Here is an 18,908-nt window from a genome sequence, read left to right as displayed (position 1 = left end):
AGGCGACCGACACCGGTAATCCGACGCTCTCGGCGATGATCCGGCCGACAGGCACCGCGCTCCAACCGAGTCGCGGGTGATCGACCTCGCCGCCGTCGACGACGCGGCCGCCGATCGCGACGCCCGCCCACAGCAAACGCTTGCCGACCCAGCGGTCGGCGAACCGACGTGCGCTCGCACCGATGGAGGCCACGACCTCCTCGGGCGTTCCCTCCTGCGGTGTCGGGATCGCGATGGCGCCGACGACACGGTGCATGAGATCGTGCGTGGTGATCGACGTCGACCGAAACCCGATATGGATGCCGACCGTCAGGAATCCGGTGCTGTTGATCTCGAACGGGACGCGCGGGCGACCGACTGCGCCGGGCGGCGTCAGATCGGCGCGCTCGCGAATCACGCCGACCTTGAGTAGCGCGCTGACCTGGCGGTTGACGGTTGAGATCGAGAGCCCGGTCGCCGCTGCCGCATCGTCACGGAACACGGGTCCGGACACTCGAGCGGTACGCAGGACGAGGGCCGCGGCTTTCGTGGAGAGTTGGAGTCCGGCAGTCGCGATGTGCGTCGCGGGGGCCGCGGCGACCGCGCGGGCCGAGCGCCGGGCTGCCGGGCGAACCGAGACCGGAACTTCGACGGTAGACGCAGGGATTCGGGGAGAGAGTGTGGAAGTCATTTTTCGTGCGGGTCCTTGTGCTGGACGCCCGATCGGGTGAAGACCCGGTCGCAGCGTGCGGGTGCCCGCACAGGCGGCGGGCTGGAAGATTGGGCTGAATCAGCGCATTCGACAGCAACACAGGACTCGGGGCAGCGGCAGACGGCAACCCAGAGCGGTGGTCATGTAGGTGACCTCCGGGATTGCGTACGGCTGACGAGTCATGGTGCCGAAACTAGCAAGGACCCGTGCCGAAAGGCAAGTGACGTGCGACGACTAACCTGAGGAAGTGACCATCGACACTATCCTTCGCTGCCCGCCAACCACCGTCGCGGAGCTATGAGATGGGCGCCGTCTACCTGGTGAGGCATGGCCAGGCGCCCGCCCACGCGTACGGCGTCGGCACGGCAGCCGCAGGCGCCCCTGGACTCACCGACCTCGGGTTCGCGCAGGCGCGCCGCACCGGCGGCGTCCTCGCCGCATTGGTACCCGGATTCGACGCTGCGATCTCCGGTGACCTTCCCCGCCAGACCGCGACGCTGCACGGCGTCCTCGAAGCGTTCGACGCTCCTCCCGAGAAGATCGTCGACCCGGCGTGGAACGAGTACGCCCTCCCGCCGTCGGTCACGTCCGTCGACTCTTCGCTCTACGATGATCGGGCTCGCTATCAGCAGGCTCTCGACGTCGCGCTGGCCGGCTGGATCGAAGGCGACACCGCCGACGGGGGCGAGAGCTACACCGATTTCGCAAGACGTACGCGGGAAGCCGCCGACCGGGCTGCGTCACTCGCGGGCAGCGGGAAGAACGTCGTGGCCGTCTCCTCGGCGGGCACCATTTCACAACTTCTCGCCCAACTGTGGAGCGTGCCGGGCACCCAGTGGCCCACTCTGCACCGCACCTTTGTGAACGCGTCGATAACGAAACTCATCGTCGGCCGCCGAGGTCTGCAGGTCGTCTCGTTCAACGAGCACGCCCATCTCGCGGGCCAGGGCGACGGATTGATGACGTACCGATGACCCTGACCGTCGTCGACATCGACACTGCAGACGCGCCTCCCGACGCTGTGGAAGAGTTCGGCGGCGTCGTCGTCGGGATGACCGGTTCCGGTGCGGCGCCTGCTGATTCGGCGGCGCAGGCCTGGCTCGATCATGCGTCCTTCACCATCACGTCGGGGCAGGCGACCGATCGACGGATCGTCCACGTCGACTCGATCGACGACGCGCTCGCGACGCTCGACGACCGGGTCTCGCGGTACCCGGTCGCCGCGACCGTGTGCGACGACGTCCTACGGGCACACCCTGCCAACGGCACCCGGCAGGGACTGACCATCGAGTCACTCGCGTATTCGACGTTGCAGGGTGGTCGTGAATTCGCCGAGTGGCTGCACGATCAGGGGCCACGCGTGCGCCACGAGCAGGACGATCCCATTCTGCTGCACCGGGACGGTCCCGAACTGGAGATCCGGTTCAACCGACCTGACCGCCACAACGCGTTCAGCAACGCGTTGCGCGCCGGGTTGATCGACGGACTGCGGGTTGCCCTCGCCGACGACACCGTCGACGCGGTCACGTTCACCGGGAGCGGCCCGTCGTTCTGCAGCGGCGGCGACCTTCGGGAGTTCGGTCTCCTGACCGACCCCGCCGACGCTCACCTGGCCAGGACTCGGCACAGCCCGGCGATACTCCTCGCCGCACTCGGCGACCGCCTCGGACCGACGTTGCACGCCCGCGTGCACGGCGCCGTCCTCGGCAGCGGGCTCGAGATGGCCTCGTTCTGCGGAACCGTGACGGCAGAACCCGGAGCGGTCTTCGGTCTTCCCGAACTCCGACTCGGTCTGCTTCCGGGCGCTGGTGGCACCGTCAGCGTGCCGCGACGCATCGGCCGCTGGCGGGCCGCGTACCTCGTCCTGTCCGGTGCACAGATCGACGTCGACACCGCGGCCGACTGGGGGCTGATCGACGGAGTCGAGCCGTATGCCGACTGACCAGACTGCCGTGCTCGATCGCTGGGCCGCCGGCGGAATGGCACGACTGACTTGTACGGACGACGGCACTCCCGACTTCTCCAGAGCTGCTGTCCTCACCGAGGCCGACCGTCTCGCGCGACCCCTCGGCCAGAATGCGAACACGCTGCTGACGGGCCGGTCCGGCATGACGGGTCGTCGCGGGCACGGTCGCGTCTCGGTCGGCGGATCCACTCGTCTGCTGCAAGCGTCCGACGGATGGATCGCCGTGACCTTGTCTCGCCCCATCGACCTCGATTCACTGCCCGCGCTTCTGGAGACGTCCGAGCCGATCGTCCACCCGTGGCGCACCCTCGCTCACGCCGCACGTATGCGCAACGCGAGCGAGATCGTCGAGCGCGCCCAGCTTCTGGGTATCCCGGCGGCCACACTCGGAGCCGTGGCGCCAGCTCCGCCGATGTCTGTGCGACGGTGGCCGCGCGGGCAACAGCCGATGGGCCCGGACCTTCTCGTCGTCGATCTGTCCTCGATGTGGGCGGGCCCGCTGTGCGGTCAGATCCTCGCCGGGCTCGGTGCGACCGTCGTCAAAGTCGAGAGTCCGTTGCGCCCGGACGGCACTCGGGCAGGCGACCCGGACTTCTTCCGGTGGATGAACGGAAGAAAGTCGTTCTACTCCGCCGATCTGCGCGCCGACGGCGCACGGCTCGGACGACTCCTGGACGCGGCCGACGTCGTCATCGAGGCCTCCCGACCGCGGGCTCTGGTGCAGGCCGGTCTGGACGCGCACTCACGCGCCGACCGACCGGGACGCGTATGGGCCCGGATCACCGGGTACGGACCGGATCATCCGATGCGCGTCGCGTTCGGTGACGACGCCGCCGTTGCGGGCGGACTCGTTGGGCGGTCCTCCGCCGGTCCGATCTTCTGCGGGGACGCGATCGCCGACCCGCTGACCGGCATCACCGCCGCCCATGAGGTCGTGGCGTCACTGAACCGCGGTGGCGGCGAGATCATCAACGTCGCCATGGCCGACGTGGCCGCCACCTTCGCGGCACTACCGACGCTCCCCGACCCGCGGCGGGCCGTCGAACTAGGCGAGCCACGCCCACCCGATCCCGACGCCCAGCAAACCCTGCCGTCCGCCGCGTGGGTGGATGCCCTGGTCGCGGCCAGAGTGGAACCCACATGCTGATCCGACAGGTGTGGCTCCGCTCCGGTGAGCTCGTGGACGTTCGCATTCGGGACGGATCCATCGAGAGCGTCGGCGCCGACCTTCGCCCCGTGCGCGGCGAGGATGTCATCAACGCGGCCGGACACACGATCATCCCGGGACTACACGACCACCACCTTCATCTGGCTGCATCCGCCGCAGCGGAACGATCGACTCGCGTCGGACCCGCCGACGTCACCGACGCAGCCGACTTCGCGTACACCCTGGCGACCGCGTCACCCTCCGACGACGGGTGGGTCCGCGCCGTCGGTTACCACGAGTCCGTCGCGGGCCCGCTGGACCGCGACGTCCTCGACCGGATCGAGCCGAGCCGGCCGGTCCGTGTCCAGCATCGGACCGGCGCGATGTGGTTCATGAACACGGCAGGCCTACGGCGAGCAGGCGTGTCCGCGCATCCGTCTGGGCGGCTGTTTCGTTCCGATCACGCCGTCGCATCTGCGCTCACCGGCTTCGCCGAGCTCCGCACGGTCAGCGACCGGCTGCTGGGTTGCGGCGTCACGGGCGTCACTGAGGCCACTCCGGATCTGACCGATTCAGGTCTGCGTCTCCTCGACGACGCCGTCGGTCGCGGCGACGTACGTCAACGCGTCCACGTCCTCAGTGATCCTCTGAACAGGGAGTACCCACATCTGACGTTCGGTCCGGTCAAGCGGATCATCGATGACGACATCGACTTCGCCGAGTTTCAGGAGTGGGTCGCGCAGACTCATCGGAAGGGCCGACCAGTCGCCGTCCACTGCGTGACCGCATTCCAATTGATCGTCACGGTGACGGTCCTGCAGACGGTTGGCGCTCTACCCGGAGATCGTATCGAGCACGCGGCCGTGGTCCCGGACGACCTGTTGCCTTCGCTCGCCGATCTCGGTGTCGTCGTAGTGACACAGCCGATCTTCATCGCCGAACGCGGCGACGAGTACCTCGCCGAGGTTCCCGCCCAGGAGCACCCCCACCTTTGGCGGCTCGCCGGCTTCACCCGCGCAGGAATCGACGTCGCGTGCAGCACCGACGCACCGTTCGGCGGACCCGATCCGTGGTCGTGCATGCGCGCGGCCCGGGACCGCCTCACCCCGTCCGCACGCGTGGTGAACCGGGACGAAGCCGTTGACGGCGCGACGGCGTTGACTCTGTTCCTCGGTTCCCCGGACGCCCCGGCGCGACCACGCACGGTCTCGGTGGGAGCGCACGCGGATCTCTGCCTTATCGCCGCTACGCCCGAGGTCCTGCACCGAGAGCTTTCAGCCGATCTCGTCAGTCAAACCATCGTCGGTGGCCTCGTGCACCAGTACCGGACCTGATTCAGGCGCCGCCCGACTCACGCACGATGCATGTTCGTTCCCGGCCGGGTCACGATGGCCTGCGGGAGGACCGCCCATCGTGACAGCCCGGTCACGCTGTACGCCAAGTGAGCGATGTCGTCGCCGGTGATCATCTCGTCGGCCGGGATCGCGTCCTCGCCCTTGGTCCATTCGGACATGTCGGTGTCGACGTAGCCCGGGCAAATCGACGTCGCGGACACTCCGTGCACGGACTGCTCGAGGTTGAACGTCTCGCACATCGAGATGAGTGCGGCTTTGGTCGAGCCGTAAGCGAACAGATCGGGTTCGGGGTAAACGCCGGTGATCGACGAGATCGCCAGGACCTTGGCTCCGACGGTCTTGCTCACCGTGGCCTTCATGCTCTCGAGCAGGGCTTGGGTGAGTTGGAACGGTGCCCGCACGTTGACCTGGTAGAGCTTATCGAGGCGGCGTGCGGGGAAGTCGGCGAAGGCTCCCATACTGCCCATGCCCGCGTTGAGGATGAGGCAGTCCGTGCGGCCGTACTCCTGGAGATGGCGCACGGCGAGAGCAGCGACCGCTTCCTCGTCGGACATATCGGCAGGCACCGAGAGGACACGGCCGCCATGTGCGCGAAGCGCTTGCGCGCGTTCCTCGAGTGCGTCGACGCCGCGTGCACTGATCGTCAGATCCCAGCCCTCGCGGGCGAACCGCGCGGCGACTGCCGCTCCGATGCCGCGGGACGCTCCGGTCACCAGTGCCACTCTGCGTTCGGTCACGACACTGCCTCCAGTCCTCGAGAGATGAATGTTGCGGTGGCCTCGCCAGCGAGTTCGGCACCGCTGCCACCGGATTCGCCGCCTTCGCGCGCGCGGTGGCTGATGCCTGCGGCGATGACGCCGAGTTTGAGGTTGGCCAGGCCGAGGTAGAACTCCCAGTCGCCAAGGTCTTTCCCGGAAGCCTGGACGTAGCGCTGTGCGAGCTCGTCACCACTCGGGTAGCGGTCACTGGTCCACGCGGCCTCGAATCCGAGGACGGCGGAGAAGACCGGTTCGCGGTAGACGGACATGAGCGCGATGTCAGTGATCGGATCACCGAGCGCGGACAGCTCCCAGTCGACGACCGCGGCCACCGCGCCGGGGTCGCCGGGCTTGAGGATCGCGTTGTCGATCCGGAGGTCGCCGTGCACGATCGCGGCGCCTGCGGTCTCGGGCACACGGTCGCTCAAGATGCCGACGAGCCGATCGAGGTCGGGCAGTTCGCGATCCTTCACGATGCCCCACTGCCGCGACCACAGTCGAACCTGGCGCGCAGCGAAACCGTCGGGGCGCCCGAATTCGCCGAGGCCGACGGCTTCATAGTCGACGGCGTGCAGGTCGGCCAGCGTCTGCACGAGCGCATGCGCGCCCGACGTCACCTGTTCGTCGGTGAGCGAGGCCAGATCGTCGACGGACCTGACGACGGGGCCCTCGACGTAGTCGACCACCGTGCACGGTGCGCCGATGACCTCACCGGACCGATCGATGGCGACCGTTCCCGCAACCGGGACCGCGGTGTCGGCGAGAGCCGAGGTGACCGCCCATTCCCGTTCCATGTCGTGCGCAGACGGCGTGAGTCCACCCATCGGCGGCCGACGCGCAACCCAGTGGTTGGCGTCGTCGCGGACATCGAACGTCAGGTTGGAGCGGCCGCCACTGATCAGTTCGATCTGCAGGTTACCGACTACATCGAGGTCGTTGCGGGACAGGAGTTCTCGTAGGTTCTCAGCTGTGAGGCCGGGGTGCTCACTCACGGGTTTCCTTCGTGTCGCGGAGTCAGTTGGCTGTGCGGGACTTACGGGCTCGACCGACCGCCCGCTTGGCGATGGCCCAACGGTGCACCTCGGACGGTCCGTCGTAGATGCGGAACGGACGCAGTTCGCCCGCCAGCCTGGCCAACGGAAGGTCGTCGGAGACGCCGAGTCCGCCACACATCTGCATGCTGCGGTCGACGACGCGCGAGAACGCTTCGGCGCCGAATGTCTTGGCGATGGACGTAGCGTCGGATGCGTGAGTGCCTTCGTCGAGTTCCCAACACGCTCGGACCAGGAGGGCACGAGCCGCGGCGAGGTCGATCTCGTTGTCGGCGATCTGCTGTTGAATCATGCCGAGATCGCCGAGGCGGCCGCCGAAGCCCTGACGCTGGTCGACGTAATCGAGGGCGATCTTGTGTGCCCGGACGGCCGAGCCCATCCAGCGCATGACGTGAGTCATCCGGGCCGGTCCGAGTCGGACCTGCGCGTAACGGTAGCCCTCGTCGACCGCGCCGAGGACGTCGTCCTCCGGCACGAAGAGGTCGGTGAACGTGACCTCGCAGTGTCCGCCGATCATCGACATGTCCGTGGTATGAATGTGGCGGTCGACGCTGATTCCGTCCCTGTCGTGGGGTGCCAGGAACATGGTGGCTCCGCCGCGGTCGCCTGCCTCACCGGTGGTGCGCGCCATGATGATGTAGAAACCTGCCCCGTCGGCGCCCGTGATGAATCGCTTCTTGCCGTTGATTCTCCATCCACCGTCGACGCGGACCGCCGTCGTGTTGAGGGCATTGGGATCGGCGCCTGCACCCGGTGAGGGCTCGGTCATCGCGAATGCGCTCCGGACCTCGCCAGTGGCCAAAGGCTCAAGGTAGAGCTGGCGCTGTCGGTCGTCGGCGATGTGGGCGAGCATGTGCACGTTGCCTTCGTCGGGCGCACCGATGTGCAGCGCGACCGGGCCGAACGTCGATGCGCCCGCGGCCTCGAAGACCGGTGCGCGCTCGGACATGTTCAGTCCGAGACCTCCGAACTCGACGGGCGCGTGCGGCGCGAAGACGCCGGCGGCCTTGGCCTTCGCGTTGAGTTCTCGACGGATGTCGTCGCCGCCCGCCGCGGTGATGTCACCATCGAACTCGTTCTCGACGGGCAACACGTGTTCGGCGATGAACGACTCGGTCTTGGCGACCAACTCGACGACTTCGGATCGATACGCAAGGTCGATCGACATGTACAGCACTCCCAACTCCCGACCGAGTGATCGCTCGGTTCAGCGTCGAGCTTCCCATGCCTCCTACGTCACGTCAAGGCACCGGGCACATCCCGACGAGCTTCAGTCCGTGACGTGTCCGACGATGGCCCGTGCGTACTCGAGATTCCGATCGATGAGCTCGTCCGGGCCGAGCTCGCCGTCCGACCGGTACCAGGTCGACAGCCCTACGCACATCGTCGCGACGGCTCGCGCCGCCCCCTTCGGGTCCACCGTGCAGAACGCGCCGGACTGAACACCCGCGACCACGATCTCGTCGACCATCCGTTGCTGGCGCACACGGTGACCGATGTAGCGCGGTCGGTAATCGTTGTCCAAGCTGCGCATCTCAGTGGATCCGACGAACGCCTGTTCACGGCGATACATGTGGAAGCGCAGTAGCGATTCGACCACCGCGTCGAACTGGGCCAATGGATCTTCGCCCGCCTCGAAGATCGCTTGCTCAGAACGCCGCAGGAGGTCGGCCATCGTCAACTCGAGGAGCCCCTGCAACAACGACTGTTTCGACGGATAGTGGTGGTACAGCCCAGGAACGGACAGCCCCGCGCGAGCGGCGATCTCACGTACCGATGTCCCGTGGTAGCCGTGCTGGACGAACACCTCGAGGGCCGCGCGCAACGGCGCAGGCAGGTCGACGGCTCCGTAGTCCCGCCATGAGCCGAATACCTCGACATCGGCGGTCACCGGTCACCCGCCACATGCGATCGAGACTCCGGCCAGAGCATGTGAGCACACAGGTCGACGAGCCGGTCCTTGTCCATCGTGAACCTGCCCTCCGTCCAGGACGCGAGCACCCGGCCGAATCCGCCGACCTGGAAATGCGACGCCGCCATCAACTCCTCCTCATCCCGAACTGTCGAGCCATCGGGCACTCTCGAGACCTGCTGCACCGATCGCGAAGTGAGCGCCGCGAACAGGTCGATCGACTGGGCCCGGCGCTCGGTCAGCACCGGACTTCCCAATGCATCGGAGAAGATCAGCCGACCTTTGCGACGATCTTCGTCGATGACATCGACTATCGCACGCACCGCACCCGTCACCTTGCCCCGCGGGTCGATACCCGCCTCGAACGCGAGTCGCGCGCTCTCCGCGATCTCCGTGATCACGCCATCGTAGGTGGCGCCGACCAGAGCGTCCGCATTGTCGAAGCTCTCATAGAAATAGCGTGGCGTCAGGCCGGCGTGTGTGCAGATCCCGCGAACAGTCACCTGTCCCGCTTCTGGTTCGCTGAGAAGGTCGAGCGTGGCGTCCAACAGTGCCGCGCGACGCCGGGCGACCCGCGCGTCGCCGGCCTCCCCTCCATACGACCGCAGTTCGCCTGCTCCCTGACTCGCCTCACTCACGATGTCCATACTGACACTCCTCGCCTCCAAGCAAGCACTTCCAGGCTTGACACTGGGCAATCAGACGCGTTCAATCAATAATTGAAAACGTTTGTTATCAGTTTAGGGGAGTGCCATGACCGCCGAAGCCATCGAGGAGTTCGCGACCGAGACCGTTCCGGCTCGCACACGCGCAGAGCTCGACGAGCAGCAGATCACCACCATGGGACTCCTCGGTCCCGCGCTGCTGTCCGGCCCGGCCAACGTCATCATGCAGTTGAGCCACCCGGCTGTCGGATACGGCGTCTACGAGAGCAAGGTCGACTCGGGCAACTTGTACAAGCATCCCGTCAAGCGCACCCGAACCACTCTGACCTATCTGGCAGTCGCCGCGATGGGCGGACCCGAACTCCGCCGAAAGTACCGCCAGGCCGTCAATCGCTCGCACGCCCAGGTCCGGTCCACCGAATCGAGTCCGGTCAAGTACAACGCCTTCGATCCCGGTCTCCAGTTGTGGGTCGCCGCCTGCCTCTACCGCGGATGGGAGGACTGTGTGCGGCTCTTCGGTGACGAAGCCGACCTCACCGAGGAGGCTTACCGTCAGGGCGCCGTCATGGGCACCACCTTGCAGATGCCTCCGGAGATGTGGCCCGCGACCCGCGCGGACTTCGAGGTCTACTGGAACTCAGTACTCGACGACATGGTCATCGACGACGTGATCGGCAGCTACCTGAAGTCGCTGGTCCGCCTCGAGTTCGCGTCGCCGATTCTTCGCGTGCTCGCCGGCCGATTCTCGGAGATCATGACGATCGGTTTCCTGCCGCCGGAGTTCCGCGACAAGATCGGCTTCACCCAGACCAGGTCGGCGAAGTTTCTCTTCAACGCCAACACTCGGACCTTACGTGCCGTCGTCCACACTCTTCCGCGGTCGTGGCGCCAGTTCCCATTCAACATCCTCCTCGCCGACCTCAAGTGGCGGCTGCGTACCAACCGCCCCCTGGTCTAGGCGGCCGAGGCGATCGATCCGACCGCGTCACGAGCAAGCAGAGCTAGCCGACGAGCGCGGTCCGCACGCTGACCCGAATATCAGGACTCACTGAGCAGGACCGCTATCGTGCCGTCATCCAACGCATCGAAGGTGTGCCCGACGTCGCCCGGATAGTTGATGTAGTCGCCGGTCGCGAGTTCGACGGGCGATTCGGTCGGGCCGACCAGAGCCCGTCCGCAACAGAGGATCACGTGTTCGACGACTCCGCGCGCATGCGGTTCGGACACTCGCGGTCGTCCTCGGTCCGCCCTGATCAGATACACGTCGCGGCGGGTCCCGGGCCGTGCGGCCGACAGGAGCGTCGCCGTGTACGAGTCAGCTTCGCTTGCGCCGATCGTCGGGCCGCCCCCCAATCGAATCACTTCGACGAGGGGCCGCGGTGGGTCGACCAACACCGAGAACTGGACTCCGAGCGCCACACTGAGCGACCACAGCGTCTCGATGCTCGGATTTCCCTCGCCCGACTCGAGCTGCGACAGCGTCGACTTCCCGACACCTGCGCGTCGCGCCAGTTCAGCGAGCGAGATCCCGGCGCGCGACCGTTCGCGTTTGAGTGACGCAGCGACGAGCTTCTGCGGACTCATTTCACGACCGTTCGCTGAAATGGCCGATCGTTCATCTTGACGGACATCATCCACACCCTCCATCATAGTGGACATGCGTTCGCCATACTGGGATATCGCCCGTTCGAGCGACTCCGTTCGCTCGGCAACGGGACCTGCTCGACGAGTAGCGACGGCTGCGCGAAGGACGATCGGCGTCTTCCCTCGCGAGATCGCCGCGATCGGCCTCTCGATGTGGATCGTCGGAACCTCGTACGGTGCGGCAGCGCACGGCATCGGTCTGGCCTGGTGGCAGATCGTCCTGATGGCGTGCGTCGTCCTCGCCGGTTCGTCAGAGTTCGTGGTGGTGTCGGTCATCGCGGGCGGCGGTCTGCCACTCGTCGGCGCACTCGCCGGGCTTCTCGTCAACGTCCGCAACTTCTCGTACGGCCTGTCGGCCGGACGGTTTCTGGATCGCCGTCGCACCATGTTCGTCGCCGCACACATGGTGAACGACGAGACCGCCGTGTACTCCGCCCCGCACCGGGAACCCGCGCAGGCCCGCAAGGCGTTCATCGTATGCGGCGTGACCGTCGCACTGTGCTGGCCGATTGGCGCACTCACCGGCGCACTCGTCGGCCAGGTGATCGGCTCCCCCGAAGCACTGGGGCTCGATGCCGCCTTCCCTGCGTTGCTCATCGCCCTCGCGTTGCCTGCGCTGCGCGATCGCGACACCCGCTGGGCAGCGATCTTCGGAGCGTCGATCGCAGTAAGCACCGCCGGCCTCGTCGCCGCCGGGCTCCCCGTCTTACTGTCCCTGGTCGGAATCCCGCTCGGACTCCTCGTGACGGGCCGTGGATCTCGTAACCGGAGCGAGGCCGCCTCGTGAGCGGGTGGCAGTTCGCTTGCGCCGTCGCCCTCTTGGCAGGCGGAACTTATGCGATCCGGTTGGCCGGCGTCGCACTGCGAGCAAGAAATTCCGTGTCGCCCGGGGTGGAAGCACTTCTGGAACGGTCGACGATGGTGCTGTTGATAGCCGTCGGACTCACCGGCACTCTGTTCGAGGGAACTGACTTCGCCGGGCCTGCGCGTCCGATAGGGGTGGCTGCCGGAGCGGTCGCCGCATGGCTGAGGGCGCCGCTCGTCGTCGTCATCGTCGCGGCAGCGGCGTCGACGGCGCTACTTCGCGTGGTCGGGGTGCCGTGACATCGTCGCGGCGTCACACCCGCTTGAGTGCCGACCTGTCGAGCGTCTGGACGTCCGTGTGACCGGACAGGCCGAGGGTGAGGTCGAGTTCGGCGACGATGTTCGCAACCACATCGCGTGCGCCCCGCGCACCTGCGAGGGCGAGACCGTACATGTGCGGGCGACCGATGCAGACGGCGTCAGCACCGAGCGCGAGCCCTTTAAACACGTCCGAACCGGTGTAGAAGCCGGAGTCGACCAGCACTCTGATCCGACCGTCAACGGCGTCGACGACGTCGACAAGGGCGTCGGCCGATGAGATCGACCCATCCACCTGGCGACCGCCGTGATTCGAGACGATGATGCCGTCGACACCGACGTCGACGGCCTGCCGGGCGTCGTCAGGATGCAGGATGCCCTTGAGGACGATCGGCAGATTGGTCAGGTCACGGAGCGATGCGATGTCGACCCAGTTCAATGTCGGCCGCGAATAGATGTCAAGAAAGGTCTCGACCGCAGCGCGCGGCTCAGGCGCAGTGAGATTCCGACGGAAATCGCCTGGCACGTTCTTCGCGATCGACAGCAGAGTCTTGATCGCACCCACGCTGACCTCGGGCTTGTCTCCGACTGCGCCTTTGAGCCGTTCGGCGACGATCTCCCAGAACGTCGGATCTGACGTGTACTGGTCGATTCCTTGGGCACGCGCGAACGGCAGCGATCCCAGGTTGAGATCCTGCGGCCGCCACCCGAGCATCGTCGTGTCGAGGGTGACGGCGATGGCCGCCGCTCCCGCCTTCTCGGCGCGGCTCACCAGACTGCGCACGAGCCGATCGTCGGTGGACCAGTAGAGCTGAAACCAGCGCGGCGCACCCGGCCGAACGGACTCCATCTCGGCCGCGACCTCCTCCATCGGTGCGCAGCCCTGGTTAGAGAAGATATACGGCAGCCCGAGCTCGGCCGCAGCGCGTCCGATGTGGACGTCGGCCCGATCATGGGCGAGCGCGCCCGCACCGACCGGCGAGAAGAGGAGCGGTGCAGGCAGCTTCTGCCCGAATAACTCGGTCTCGAGATTCCTCTCGCTCGTGTCCCGGAGCATGCGCGGCACAATCGCCCACCGATCCAGGGCGTCGCGGTTCGCGGTCATCGTCCGGCCTTCACCCGCGCCTCCCGCGATGTACGCCCAACCGCGCGCACTCGTTCTCGCCTGGGCACGACGCTCCAACGTCGCGAAGTCGGTCGGCACCGACGGCGTGCGCCCGTGAATGCCTGCGCGATAGATCTCGTTCTGGCGCGCACGCCCGTAGTTCTCAACCATGGCGTTCATTGTTGCCTACCACGGGCCGATACGGGCCACCGTAGGGCGCACACCTACTCGCGAGTCAGGAAGAAGTAGAAGTGGCGGTCCCTGACCAGCGAGGTGCTGCCGTTCATGACGCCCATCAACGTGTCGTCGTCGACGCGCTTGAAATGGTCGATCACCGGCTGTCCGTCGTACACCATCGACGCGGTGAGCTCGCCGCGGAATTCCACCATCCACAGACTGGCGCCGCCCTTGCCGACGTCGAGGTTCGAGTACAGTTCGCCGTCCGCGTCACGGCAGACCATGGGCGCGACGTCGTACCGCCCACGCAGCCACTTCCCGTGCCAGCCGACCTTCGACAACTGTCCGTCCAGCACATGGCCGGTCGGCAATTCCCCACCGCGCCAATCGCCGATCACGTCGTCGATTCCGACCGGCGACAGCGCCGCCCAGATCACGTCGAGGTCGCCGGGCGCATTGACCTTCTGCGAGTGGACCAGACGCCGAAACTCGACGACGGCCTGCTGCTCCGTAAGTTGACTCATGCTCCGGGACTCTACGAGAGCGAGCCCGTGGAGGGAAATCTGACAGTGATCGTTATCAGTTACCCCGCGGCGCGATCACGGACCGACGCCTGGAGTGCGGCGAGAAGATCGGACACGTCGTCGTCGCCGTCATCGGACTTCGCGGGCTCCGGCTCGGTGAACGCCTCACCGCCGTCGGCCTTCGCCTCGATCAATTTGCTCAACTCCACCTGATAGGTGTCCTCGAACTGTGACGGCTCGAAGTCGGACGCCATGGTTTCGATGAGCGATTCCGCCATATCGAGCTCTTTATCGCGGATCTCGACATCGGCGGACAAGAACTCGAAGTCGGGGACTCGGACCTCGTCCGGCCACAGCAGCGTCTGAAGCGTCATCACACCGTCGATCACGCGGAGAGCAGCGAGTCGGGTCCGATTGCGGAGCGTGAAGTTCGCGATCGCGAGACGCTCGGTCTGCTGCAGTGCTTTGGCAAGCAGCACATACGCTTTCGGCGACTTGGACGACGGCTCCAGATAGTAGGGTTTGTCGAAGTAGATGGGATCGACCTGATCGATCGGGACGAACTCGAGGATCGCGATCTCCGGGCTCCGCGCGACCGGGAGTTCGGCGAGGTCCGCCTTCGTCAGGATCACCGGCTCACCGGAATCGGACTCATAGGCGTTGGCGATGCTCGAGTACTCCACCTCCGTGTCCGTGCCTTCACGCACACGCCGATAGCGGATCCGAGTGCCGTCCTTGGAGTCCACCTGGTGCGAACTCCGGTCGTGGCTCTCGGTTGCCGAGTACACCTTGACCGGCACGTTCACCAGACCAAAGCTCAGATCACCCTTCCAGATGGAGCGCATGGGACGATTGTGCCACGCATCGCACGCCCCGAGCAGCCCGAACGCCTTTGGCGAATGGGGCAGAATCGATGTCATGCCCGGGTCCAAGCTGGAGGTCGACGGTCGGTTCCTCACGGTGACGAACCTCGACAAGGTGATGTACCCAGGCGACGGCACTCGAAAGTTCGACGTTCTCCAGTACGTGATCGCGATGGCCGACGTGATGCTGCCGCACCTCGCCTCGCGGCCGATCACACGCAAACGCTGGCCGCACGGCACCGGGTCGAGTCCGTTCTTCGAGAAGGCGCTCCCGCCGGGGACGCCGGACTGGTTGGCCCGCTTCACGATCGCTCACGCTGAGGGCAAGACGGTGTACCCCGTCGCCCGGTCGGCCGCCGACCTGGTGTGGTTGACGCAGATGGCAGCGCTGGAGCTGCATGTGCCGCAGTGGCGCATCGACTTGTCCGGCGTCGGATCGGCGGGCGAGCAGTCACGCCGCACCGACCGTCTCGTCCTCGACTTGGATCCCGGCCCCGACGTCCCTCTGCATCGATGCGCCGACGTCGCACTCGCGATCCGCGACGTCCTCGCCGACGCCGGTCTCGACTCGTATCCGGTGACGAGCGGAGGCAAAGGGATCCATGTCTACGCGAGGCTCCCGGCTCCGGTGAAATCGGAGTCGGCGCGGGCCGTCGCCAAGCAGATCGCCGACTCGCTGGCCGCCGCACATCCGAAGGACGTCACCGCGTCGATGTCGAAGTCCGCACGGACGTCGAAGGTGTTCCTGGACTGGAGCCAGAACACGGCGGCGAAGACGACCCTCGCCCCGTACTCCTTACGCGGCAGCGAACGCCCCTGGGTCGCGGCGCCTCGCACCTGGGCCGAGCTCGCCGACCCGTCGATCGCCCAACTCGACTTCCGCGAGGTCCTCGACCGGTTCCACGAATCCGGCGACTTCCTCGCCGGCCTCGACCCGGCCGTGGAGACCGCCACGGACCGGACCGTCGATCTCGGCGAGTACCGCAAAGCACGCGCGTCCCGCCACAAGAACGACACCGGCCCCACCCGGATCGCCGGGACGGTCTCCGGCGTCAGACCGATGCTCGCCGCCGACGAACCGATCGACGGACTGACCGACGACGTGTGGGCGTTCGAAGGCAAGTGGGACGGGTACCGGATTATCGTGCATCACGACGACGGTGACGTCCGATGCTGGTCACGGTCCGGGGTCGACATGACCGACGACTTCCCGGAACTACGCGAACTCGGTGCCGTTCTCCGCGGATTCGACATCGTCCTGGACGGCGAGATGGTCGCGTTCAATGCGGCAGGGCGCACCGACTTCGGCCTCCTCGCCGGGCGGAATCGTCGCGACGACGAATACACGCTGCGCTACCTCGTCTTCGACGTCCTCGAACTGAACGGCACCGATCTCACCACCACTCCGTGGAACAGACGACGACAGATCCTCGACGAGCTCGAGCCGGTAATCGAATCAGCGTCGGTCGCCGACGTCCCGCCCCTGCTTCCGGGTCCGGGATCGTCCGCCGCCGAGCACGCCCGGTCGAGCGGGTGGGAGGGGATCGTCGCCAAACGCCGCGCGTCGACCTACCAATCCGGCCGCCGCAGCTCCGACTGGCGTAAACACAAGAACTGGAACGACATCGAAGTGGTGATCGGCGGATACCGACCCGGACGCGGCAGCCGATCGGGATCGATCGGCTCACTGTTGGTCGGGTTACCCGACGAGACCGGCTTACGGTACGTCGGGCGGGTCGGCACCGGGTTCACCGACGCCGACCTCGACGCACTCCTGGACGAGCTGAAGCCGTTGACAATCGGCCGCAGTCCGTTCATCGGCACCCTCGACAAGCCGGTCGCGTCGAGCGCGACGTGGGTGCTACCCAAGCTCGTCGCCGACGTCCGGTTCATGGACTGGACCTCAACCGGGCACCTACGCCACCCCACGTGGCGAGGCATCCGCCGGGACAAGCTGCCGGGCGACCTGTAGATCGCCCGGCCGACTGGGCGCACCGTCACATCAGCTCAGGTGGTGCACCTCCTGCAGCCCGTACACCGGCGTGTCCAGACCTTCGAAGCGCGCCTTCAGCTGCAACGCGAGGTAGAGCGAGTAGTGGCGCGACTGGTGCAGGTTTCCGCCGTGGAACCACAGGTTCGGTTGCTGGGTCGGCTTCCACATGTTGCGCTGTTCGCCCTCCCACGGGCCAGGGTCCTTCGTGGTATCCGATCCGAGGCCCCAGACCTTGCCGACACGGTCGGCGACGTCCTGACCCATGAGATCGGCGGCCCAGCCGTTCATCGACCCGTATCCGGTCGCATAGACGATGACGTCGGCGGGCAGTGCGGTTCCGTCGTCGAGCACCACGGCGTTCTCGGTGATCTCCTTGACGCCGCCCTTGGCGAGTTTGATGGTGCCGTCGGCGACGAGGTCGCACGCTCCGACGTCGATGTAGTAGCCGGAGCCGCGGCGCAGGTACTTCATGAACAGACCGGAGTCGTCGTCGCCGAAGTCGACGTCGAAGCCCGCCTTCTCGAGGCGGTCGTAATAGTCCTTGTCCTGCTCCCGGATCTGGTCGTACAGCGGGATCTGGAACTGGTGCATGATCTTGTACGGGAGCGACGCGAACGTCATGTCCGCCTTCTTCGTCGTCATACCGCCCTGGACCGCCTCTTCGCTGTAGAGCGCACCGAGACCGATCTTCATCAGGGATGCCGACTTCACCACGTGCGTCGAGGAACGCTGCACCATCGTCGTGTCGATGCCGTTCTCCACCAATGCTTTACAGATGTCGTGAGCAGAGTTGTTCGCACCGATGACGACGACCTTCTTGCCGACGAAACCGTCGGGGCCGGGATGCCGGCTCGAATGGTGCTGATCGCCGGCAAAGGTGTCTGCACCGGCGAACGACGGAATGTTGGGCTTGCCCGACATCCCAGTCGCGAGGACCAATTGTGTGGGGTGCAGGGTCATCGGCTCGCCATCGCGGACGAGTTCGACCGTCCACTCGCCTCTCGCCTCGTCGTAGGACGCCGAGGTGCACTCGGTGCGGCTCCAATACGGAACCTCCATAACCTTGGTATAGAACTCCAGCCAGTCGGCCACCTTGTCCTTGGGGGCGAACACCGGCCAGTTGGCGGGGAACGGCAGATACGGGAGGTGGTCGTACCAGACCGGGTCGTGCAGACAGAGCGTCTTGTAGCGTCCACGCCACTGGTCACCCGGCCGCTCGTACTTGTCGACGACCAACGATGTGACGCCAAGTTGCCGCAAGCGAGCGCCGAGCGCGATACCGCCCTGACCTCCGCCGATCACGAGGACATACGGCTGCACCGTGCGGCCGAGCGTCTGCGCCTCCTCTTCCTGCCGTTCAGACCACGACTTCGCCGCCGGGTCACTACCATGCGAAGCGCCCATCGGGCGCGACCCACCGGACCGCTCCTCGTGTCCCTTCAGTTCCTGCAGCGTCGTGAGCAGCGCCCATGCCCGGTCCTCACCGTCGTCGTCGACGCGCAGGCGAAGGTGGCCGTCGCCGCGGCCGGTCGCGGTCTCGAATTCGATGAATGCCTCGGCGACGCCGTCGGCGTCGATCGGCTCCTCGCTCGCCATGAAACCCCGCGGCTGTGTGTCGCCGAGTCGCTCGGCGAGCATCTCGGCGATCTGCGCGCGTCCCTCGACCGTCTTGAGGTTCCACGTGAACGCCACCAGATCTCGCCAGTAGCTGTCGTCGACGAACAACGCGGCCACTGCGTACGGATCACCCGCGGCAAGGGCATCGTTGAACCTCTCGAGCCACGCCTGGACGCGCTGCCCCGCGGTGCGTGTCACGTCGGTCCGATCCTGCATCGTCTGCGTCATCACATGTCCTCTCCATCGATCTACTCTGTGATGGACAGCACACTCCTGCGCCCGCATATCCGACAAGAGTTGCAGAGGGTTGCAGCGCC

General features: G+C 66.4%; 17 protein-coding genes and 2 pseudogenes. 8 read left to right on the top strand and 11 right to left on the bottom strand.

What is annotated here, in order from left to right; genetic code table 11:
* Positions 1 to 670, bottom strand: a pseudogene (locus tag ACTIMF_RS11395) (sugar kinase); the annotation flags it as partial.
* A 323-nt stretch (positions 671 to 993) separates the two neighbouring features.
* On the opposite strand from ACTIMF_RS11395, the gene ACTIMF_RS11390 reads away from it, so the two are divergent.
* Genes ACTIMF_RS11390 through ACTIMF_RS11375 form a run of 4 tightly spaced genes read left to right on the top strand, consistent with a single transcriptional unit; the run spans position 994 to position 5,138 of the window.
* The gene (locus tag ACTIMF_RS11390) at positions 994 to 1,665 is read left to right on the top strand and encodes a histidine phosphatase family protein (protein WP_442350400.1); all 672 of its coding nucleotides are present in this window, start codon (positions 994 to 996) and stop codon (positions 1,663 to 1,665) included.
* Positions 1,662 to 2,633 (top strand): enoyl-CoA hydratase/isomerase family protein, encoded by a 972-nt coding sequence (locus tag ACTIMF_RS11385; protein ID WP_442350399.1) that lies wholly within the window; start codon positions 1,662 to 1,664, stop codon positions 2,631 to 2,633. Before ACTIMF_RS11390 ends, ACTIMF_RS11385 begins: the two co-directional genes overlap by 4 nt.
* Entirely contained in the window at positions 2,623 to 3,804 is a 1,182-nt protein-coding gene (locus ACTIMF_RS11380) for a CoA transferase (RefSeq protein ID WP_442350398.1), read from the top strand. Before ACTIMF_RS11385 ends, ACTIMF_RS11380 begins: the two co-directional genes overlap by 11 nt.
* Entirely contained in the window at positions 3,798 to 5,138 is a 1,341-nt protein-coding gene (locus tag ACTIMF_RS11375; protein WP_442350397.1) for an amidohydrolase family protein, read from the top strand. The genes ACTIMF_RS11380 and ACTIMF_RS11375 overlap by 7 nt, the downstream gene beginning before the upstream one ends.
* 17 nt (positions 5,139 to 5,155) lie before the next feature.
* Here the strand turns inward: ACTIMF_RS11375 and ACTIMF_RS11370 are convergent, their stop codons facing one another.
* The 5 genes from ACTIMF_RS11370 to ACTIMF_RS11350 form a co-directional block, all read right to left on the bottom strand.
* Complete coding sequence (locus ACTIMF_RS11370; protein ID WP_442350396.1) at positions 5,156 to 5,896, bottom strand: SDR family NAD(P)-dependent oxidoreductase; 741 nt, start codon at positions 5,894 to 5,896, stop codon at positions 5,156 to 5,158.
* Positions 5,893 to 6,909, bottom strand: coding sequence for a phosphotransferase family protein (locus ACTIMF_RS11365; protein ID WP_442350395.1), 1,017 nt, complete (start codon positions 6,907 to 6,909; stop codon positions 5,893 to 5,895). The genes ACTIMF_RS11370 and ACTIMF_RS11365 overlap by 4 nt, the downstream gene beginning before the upstream one ends.
* A gap of 22 nt (positions 6,910 to 6,931) precedes the next feature.
* The gene (locus ACTIMF_RS11360; protein WP_442350394.1) at positions 6,932 to 8,137 is read right to left on the bottom strand and encodes an acyl-CoA dehydrogenase family protein; all 1,206 of its coding nucleotides are present in this window, start codon (positions 8,135 to 8,137) and stop codon (positions 6,932 to 6,934) included.
* A gap of 102 nt (positions 8,138 to 8,239) precedes the next feature.
* Positions 8,240 to 8,860 (bottom strand): TetR/AcrR family transcriptional regulator, encoded by a 621-nt coding sequence (locus ACTIMF_RS11355; protein WP_442350393.1) that lies wholly within the window; start codon positions 8,858 to 8,860, stop codon positions 8,240 to 8,242.
* On the bottom strand, positions 8,857 to 9,528 hold the full coding sequence (locus ACTIMF_RS11350; protein ID WP_442350392.1) for a TetR/AcrR family transcriptional regulator: 672 nt from the start codon (positions 9,526 to 9,528) through the stop codon (positions 8,857 to 8,859). The genes ACTIMF_RS11355 and ACTIMF_RS11350 overlap by 4 nt, the downstream gene beginning before the upstream one ends.
* A gap of 106 nt (positions 9,529 to 9,634) precedes the next feature.
* Between ACTIMF_RS11350 and ACTIMF_RS11345 the strand changes: the two genes are divergently transcribed.
* Positions 9,635 to 10,504, top strand: a complete 870-nt coding sequence (locus ACTIMF_RS11345) for an oxygenase MpaB family protein (RefSeq protein ID WP_442350391.1) — start codon at positions 9,635 to 9,637, stop codon at positions 10,502 to 10,504.
* An 80-nt stretch (positions 10,505 to 10,584) separates the two neighbouring features.
* On the opposite strand, the gene ACTIMF_RS11340 is transcribed toward ACTIMF_RS11345, so the two are convergent.
* Entirely contained in the window at positions 10,585 to 11,130 is a 546-nt protein-coding gene (locus ACTIMF_RS11340) for a helix-turn-helix domain-containing protein (protein WP_442350390.1), read from the bottom strand.
* A gap of 73 nt (positions 11,131 to 11,203) precedes the next feature.
* Between ACTIMF_RS11340 and ACTIMF_RS11335 the strand changes: the two genes are divergently transcribed.
* Together ACTIMF_RS11335 and ACTIMF_RS11330 are read left to right on the top strand one after the other, a co-directional pair.
* Positions 11,204 to 11,977 (top strand): AzlC family ABC transporter permease, encoded by a 774-nt coding sequence (locus ACTIMF_RS11335; protein ID WP_442350389.1) that lies wholly within the window; start codon positions 11,204 to 11,206, stop codon positions 11,975 to 11,977.
* Positions 11,974 to 12,294 (top strand): AzlD domain-containing protein, encoded by a 321-nt coding sequence (locus ACTIMF_RS11330; protein ID WP_442350388.1) that lies wholly within the window; start codon positions 11,974 to 11,976, stop codon positions 12,292 to 12,294. The genes ACTIMF_RS11335 and ACTIMF_RS11330 overlap by 4 nt, the downstream gene beginning before the upstream one ends.
* 13 nt (positions 12,295 to 12,307) lie before the next feature.
* Here ACTIMF_RS11330 and ACTIMF_RS11325 read toward each other — a convergent pair whose 3' ends face one another.
* From ACTIMF_RS11325 to ku, 3 genes and pseudogenes are all read right to left on the bottom strand, one after another.
* The gene (locus tag ACTIMF_RS11325; RefSeq protein WP_442350387.1) at positions 12,308 to 13,588 is read right to left on the bottom strand and encodes an alpha-hydroxy-acid oxidizing protein; all 1,281 of its coding nucleotides are present in this window, start codon (positions 13,586 to 13,588) and stop codon (positions 12,308 to 12,310) included.
* Positions 13,589 to 13,641: 53 nt separating this feature from the next.
* On the bottom strand, positions 13,642 to 14,118 hold the full coding sequence (locus tag ACTIMF_RS11320) for a DUF4334 domain-containing protein (protein WP_442350386.1): 477 nt from the start codon (positions 14,116 to 14,118) through the stop codon (positions 13,642 to 13,644).
* Positions 14,119 to 14,189: 71 nt separating this feature from the next.
* Positions 14,190 to 14,963: pseudogene (ku, locus tag ACTIMF_RS11315) on the bottom strand (non-homologous end joining protein Ku); the annotation flags it as partial.
* 73 nt (positions 14,964 to 15,036) lie between these two features.
* Here ku and ligD point away from each other — a divergent pair.
* Positions 15,037 to 16,953, top strand: a complete 1,917-nt coding sequence (gene ligD / locus ACTIMF_RS11310; RefSeq protein ID WP_442350385.1) for a non-homologous end-joining DNA ligase — start codon at positions 15,037 to 15,039, stop codon at positions 16,951 to 16,953.
* Between the two features lie 30 nt (positions 16,954 to 16,983).
* Here the strand turns inward: ligD and ACTIMF_RS11305 are convergent, their stop codons facing one another.
* Positions 16,984 to 18,819 (bottom strand): NAD(P)-binding domain-containing protein, encoded by a 1,836-nt coding sequence (locus ACTIMF_RS11305; RefSeq protein ID WP_442350384.1) that lies wholly within the window; start codon positions 18,817 to 18,819, stop codon positions 16,984 to 16,986.
* Positions 18,820 to 18,908: the final 89 nt, after the last annotated feature.

The organism is Gordonia sp. (in: high G+C Gram-positive bacteria) (genome assembly GCF_052106715.1).
GTDB lineage: Bacteria > Actinomycetota > Actinomycetes > Mycobacteriales > Mycobacteriaceae > Gordonia.
This window is presented reverse-complemented; position numbering and strand designations above follow the sequence as displayed.

Coding starts and splice junctions, on each gene's coding strand:
- ACTIMF_RS11390 (WP_442350400.1), top strand. CDS start 994: ATGGGCGCCGTCTACCTGGTGAGGCATGGCCAGGCGCCCGCCCACGCG.
- ACTIMF_RS11385 (WP_442350399.1), top strand. CDS start 1,662: ATGACCCTGACCGTCGTCGACATCGACACTGCAGACGCGCCTCCCGAC.
- ACTIMF_RS11380 (WP_442350398.1), top strand. CDS start 2,623: ATGCCGACTGACCAGACTGCCGTGCTCGATCGCTGGGCCGCCGGCGGA.
- ACTIMF_RS11375 (WP_442350397.1), top strand. CDS start 3,798: ATGCTGATCCGACAGGTGTGGCTCCGCTCCGGTGAGCTCGTGGACGTT.
- ACTIMF_RS11360 (WP_442350394.1), bottom strand. CDS start 8,137: ATGTCGATCGACCTTGCGTATCGATCCGAAGTCGTCGAGTTGGTCGCC.
- ACTIMF_RS11350 (WP_442350392.1), bottom strand. CDS start 9,528: ATGGACATCGTGAGTGAGGCGAGTCAGGGAGCAGGCGAACTGCGGTCG.
- ACTIMF_RS11345 (WP_442350391.1), top strand. CDS start 9,635: ATGACCGCCGAAGCCATCGAGGAGTTCGCGACCGAGACCGTTCCGGCT.
- ACTIMF_RS11340 (WP_442350390.1), bottom strand. CDS start 11,130: ATGAGTCCGCAGAAGCTCGTCGCTGCGTCACTCAAACGCGAACGGTCG.
- ACTIMF_RS11335 (WP_442350389.1), top strand. CDS start 11,204: ATGCGTTCGCCATACTGGGATATCGCCCGTTCGAGCGACTCCGTTCGC.
- ACTIMF_RS11325 (WP_442350387.1), bottom strand. CDS start 13,588: ATGGTTGAGAACTACGGGCGTGCGCGCCAGAACGAGATCTATCGCGCA.
- ACTIMF_RS11320 (WP_442350386.1), bottom strand. CDS start 14,118: ATGAGTCAACTTACGGAGCAGCAGGCCGTCGTCGAGTTTCGGCGTCTG.
- ligD (WP_442350385.1), top strand. CDS start 15,037: ATGCCCGGGTCCAAGCTGGAGGTCGACGGTCGGTTCCTCACGGTGACG.
- ACTIMF_RS11305 (WP_442350384.1), bottom strand. CDS start 18,819: ATGACGCAGACGATGCAGGATCGGACCGACGTGACACGCACCGCGGGG.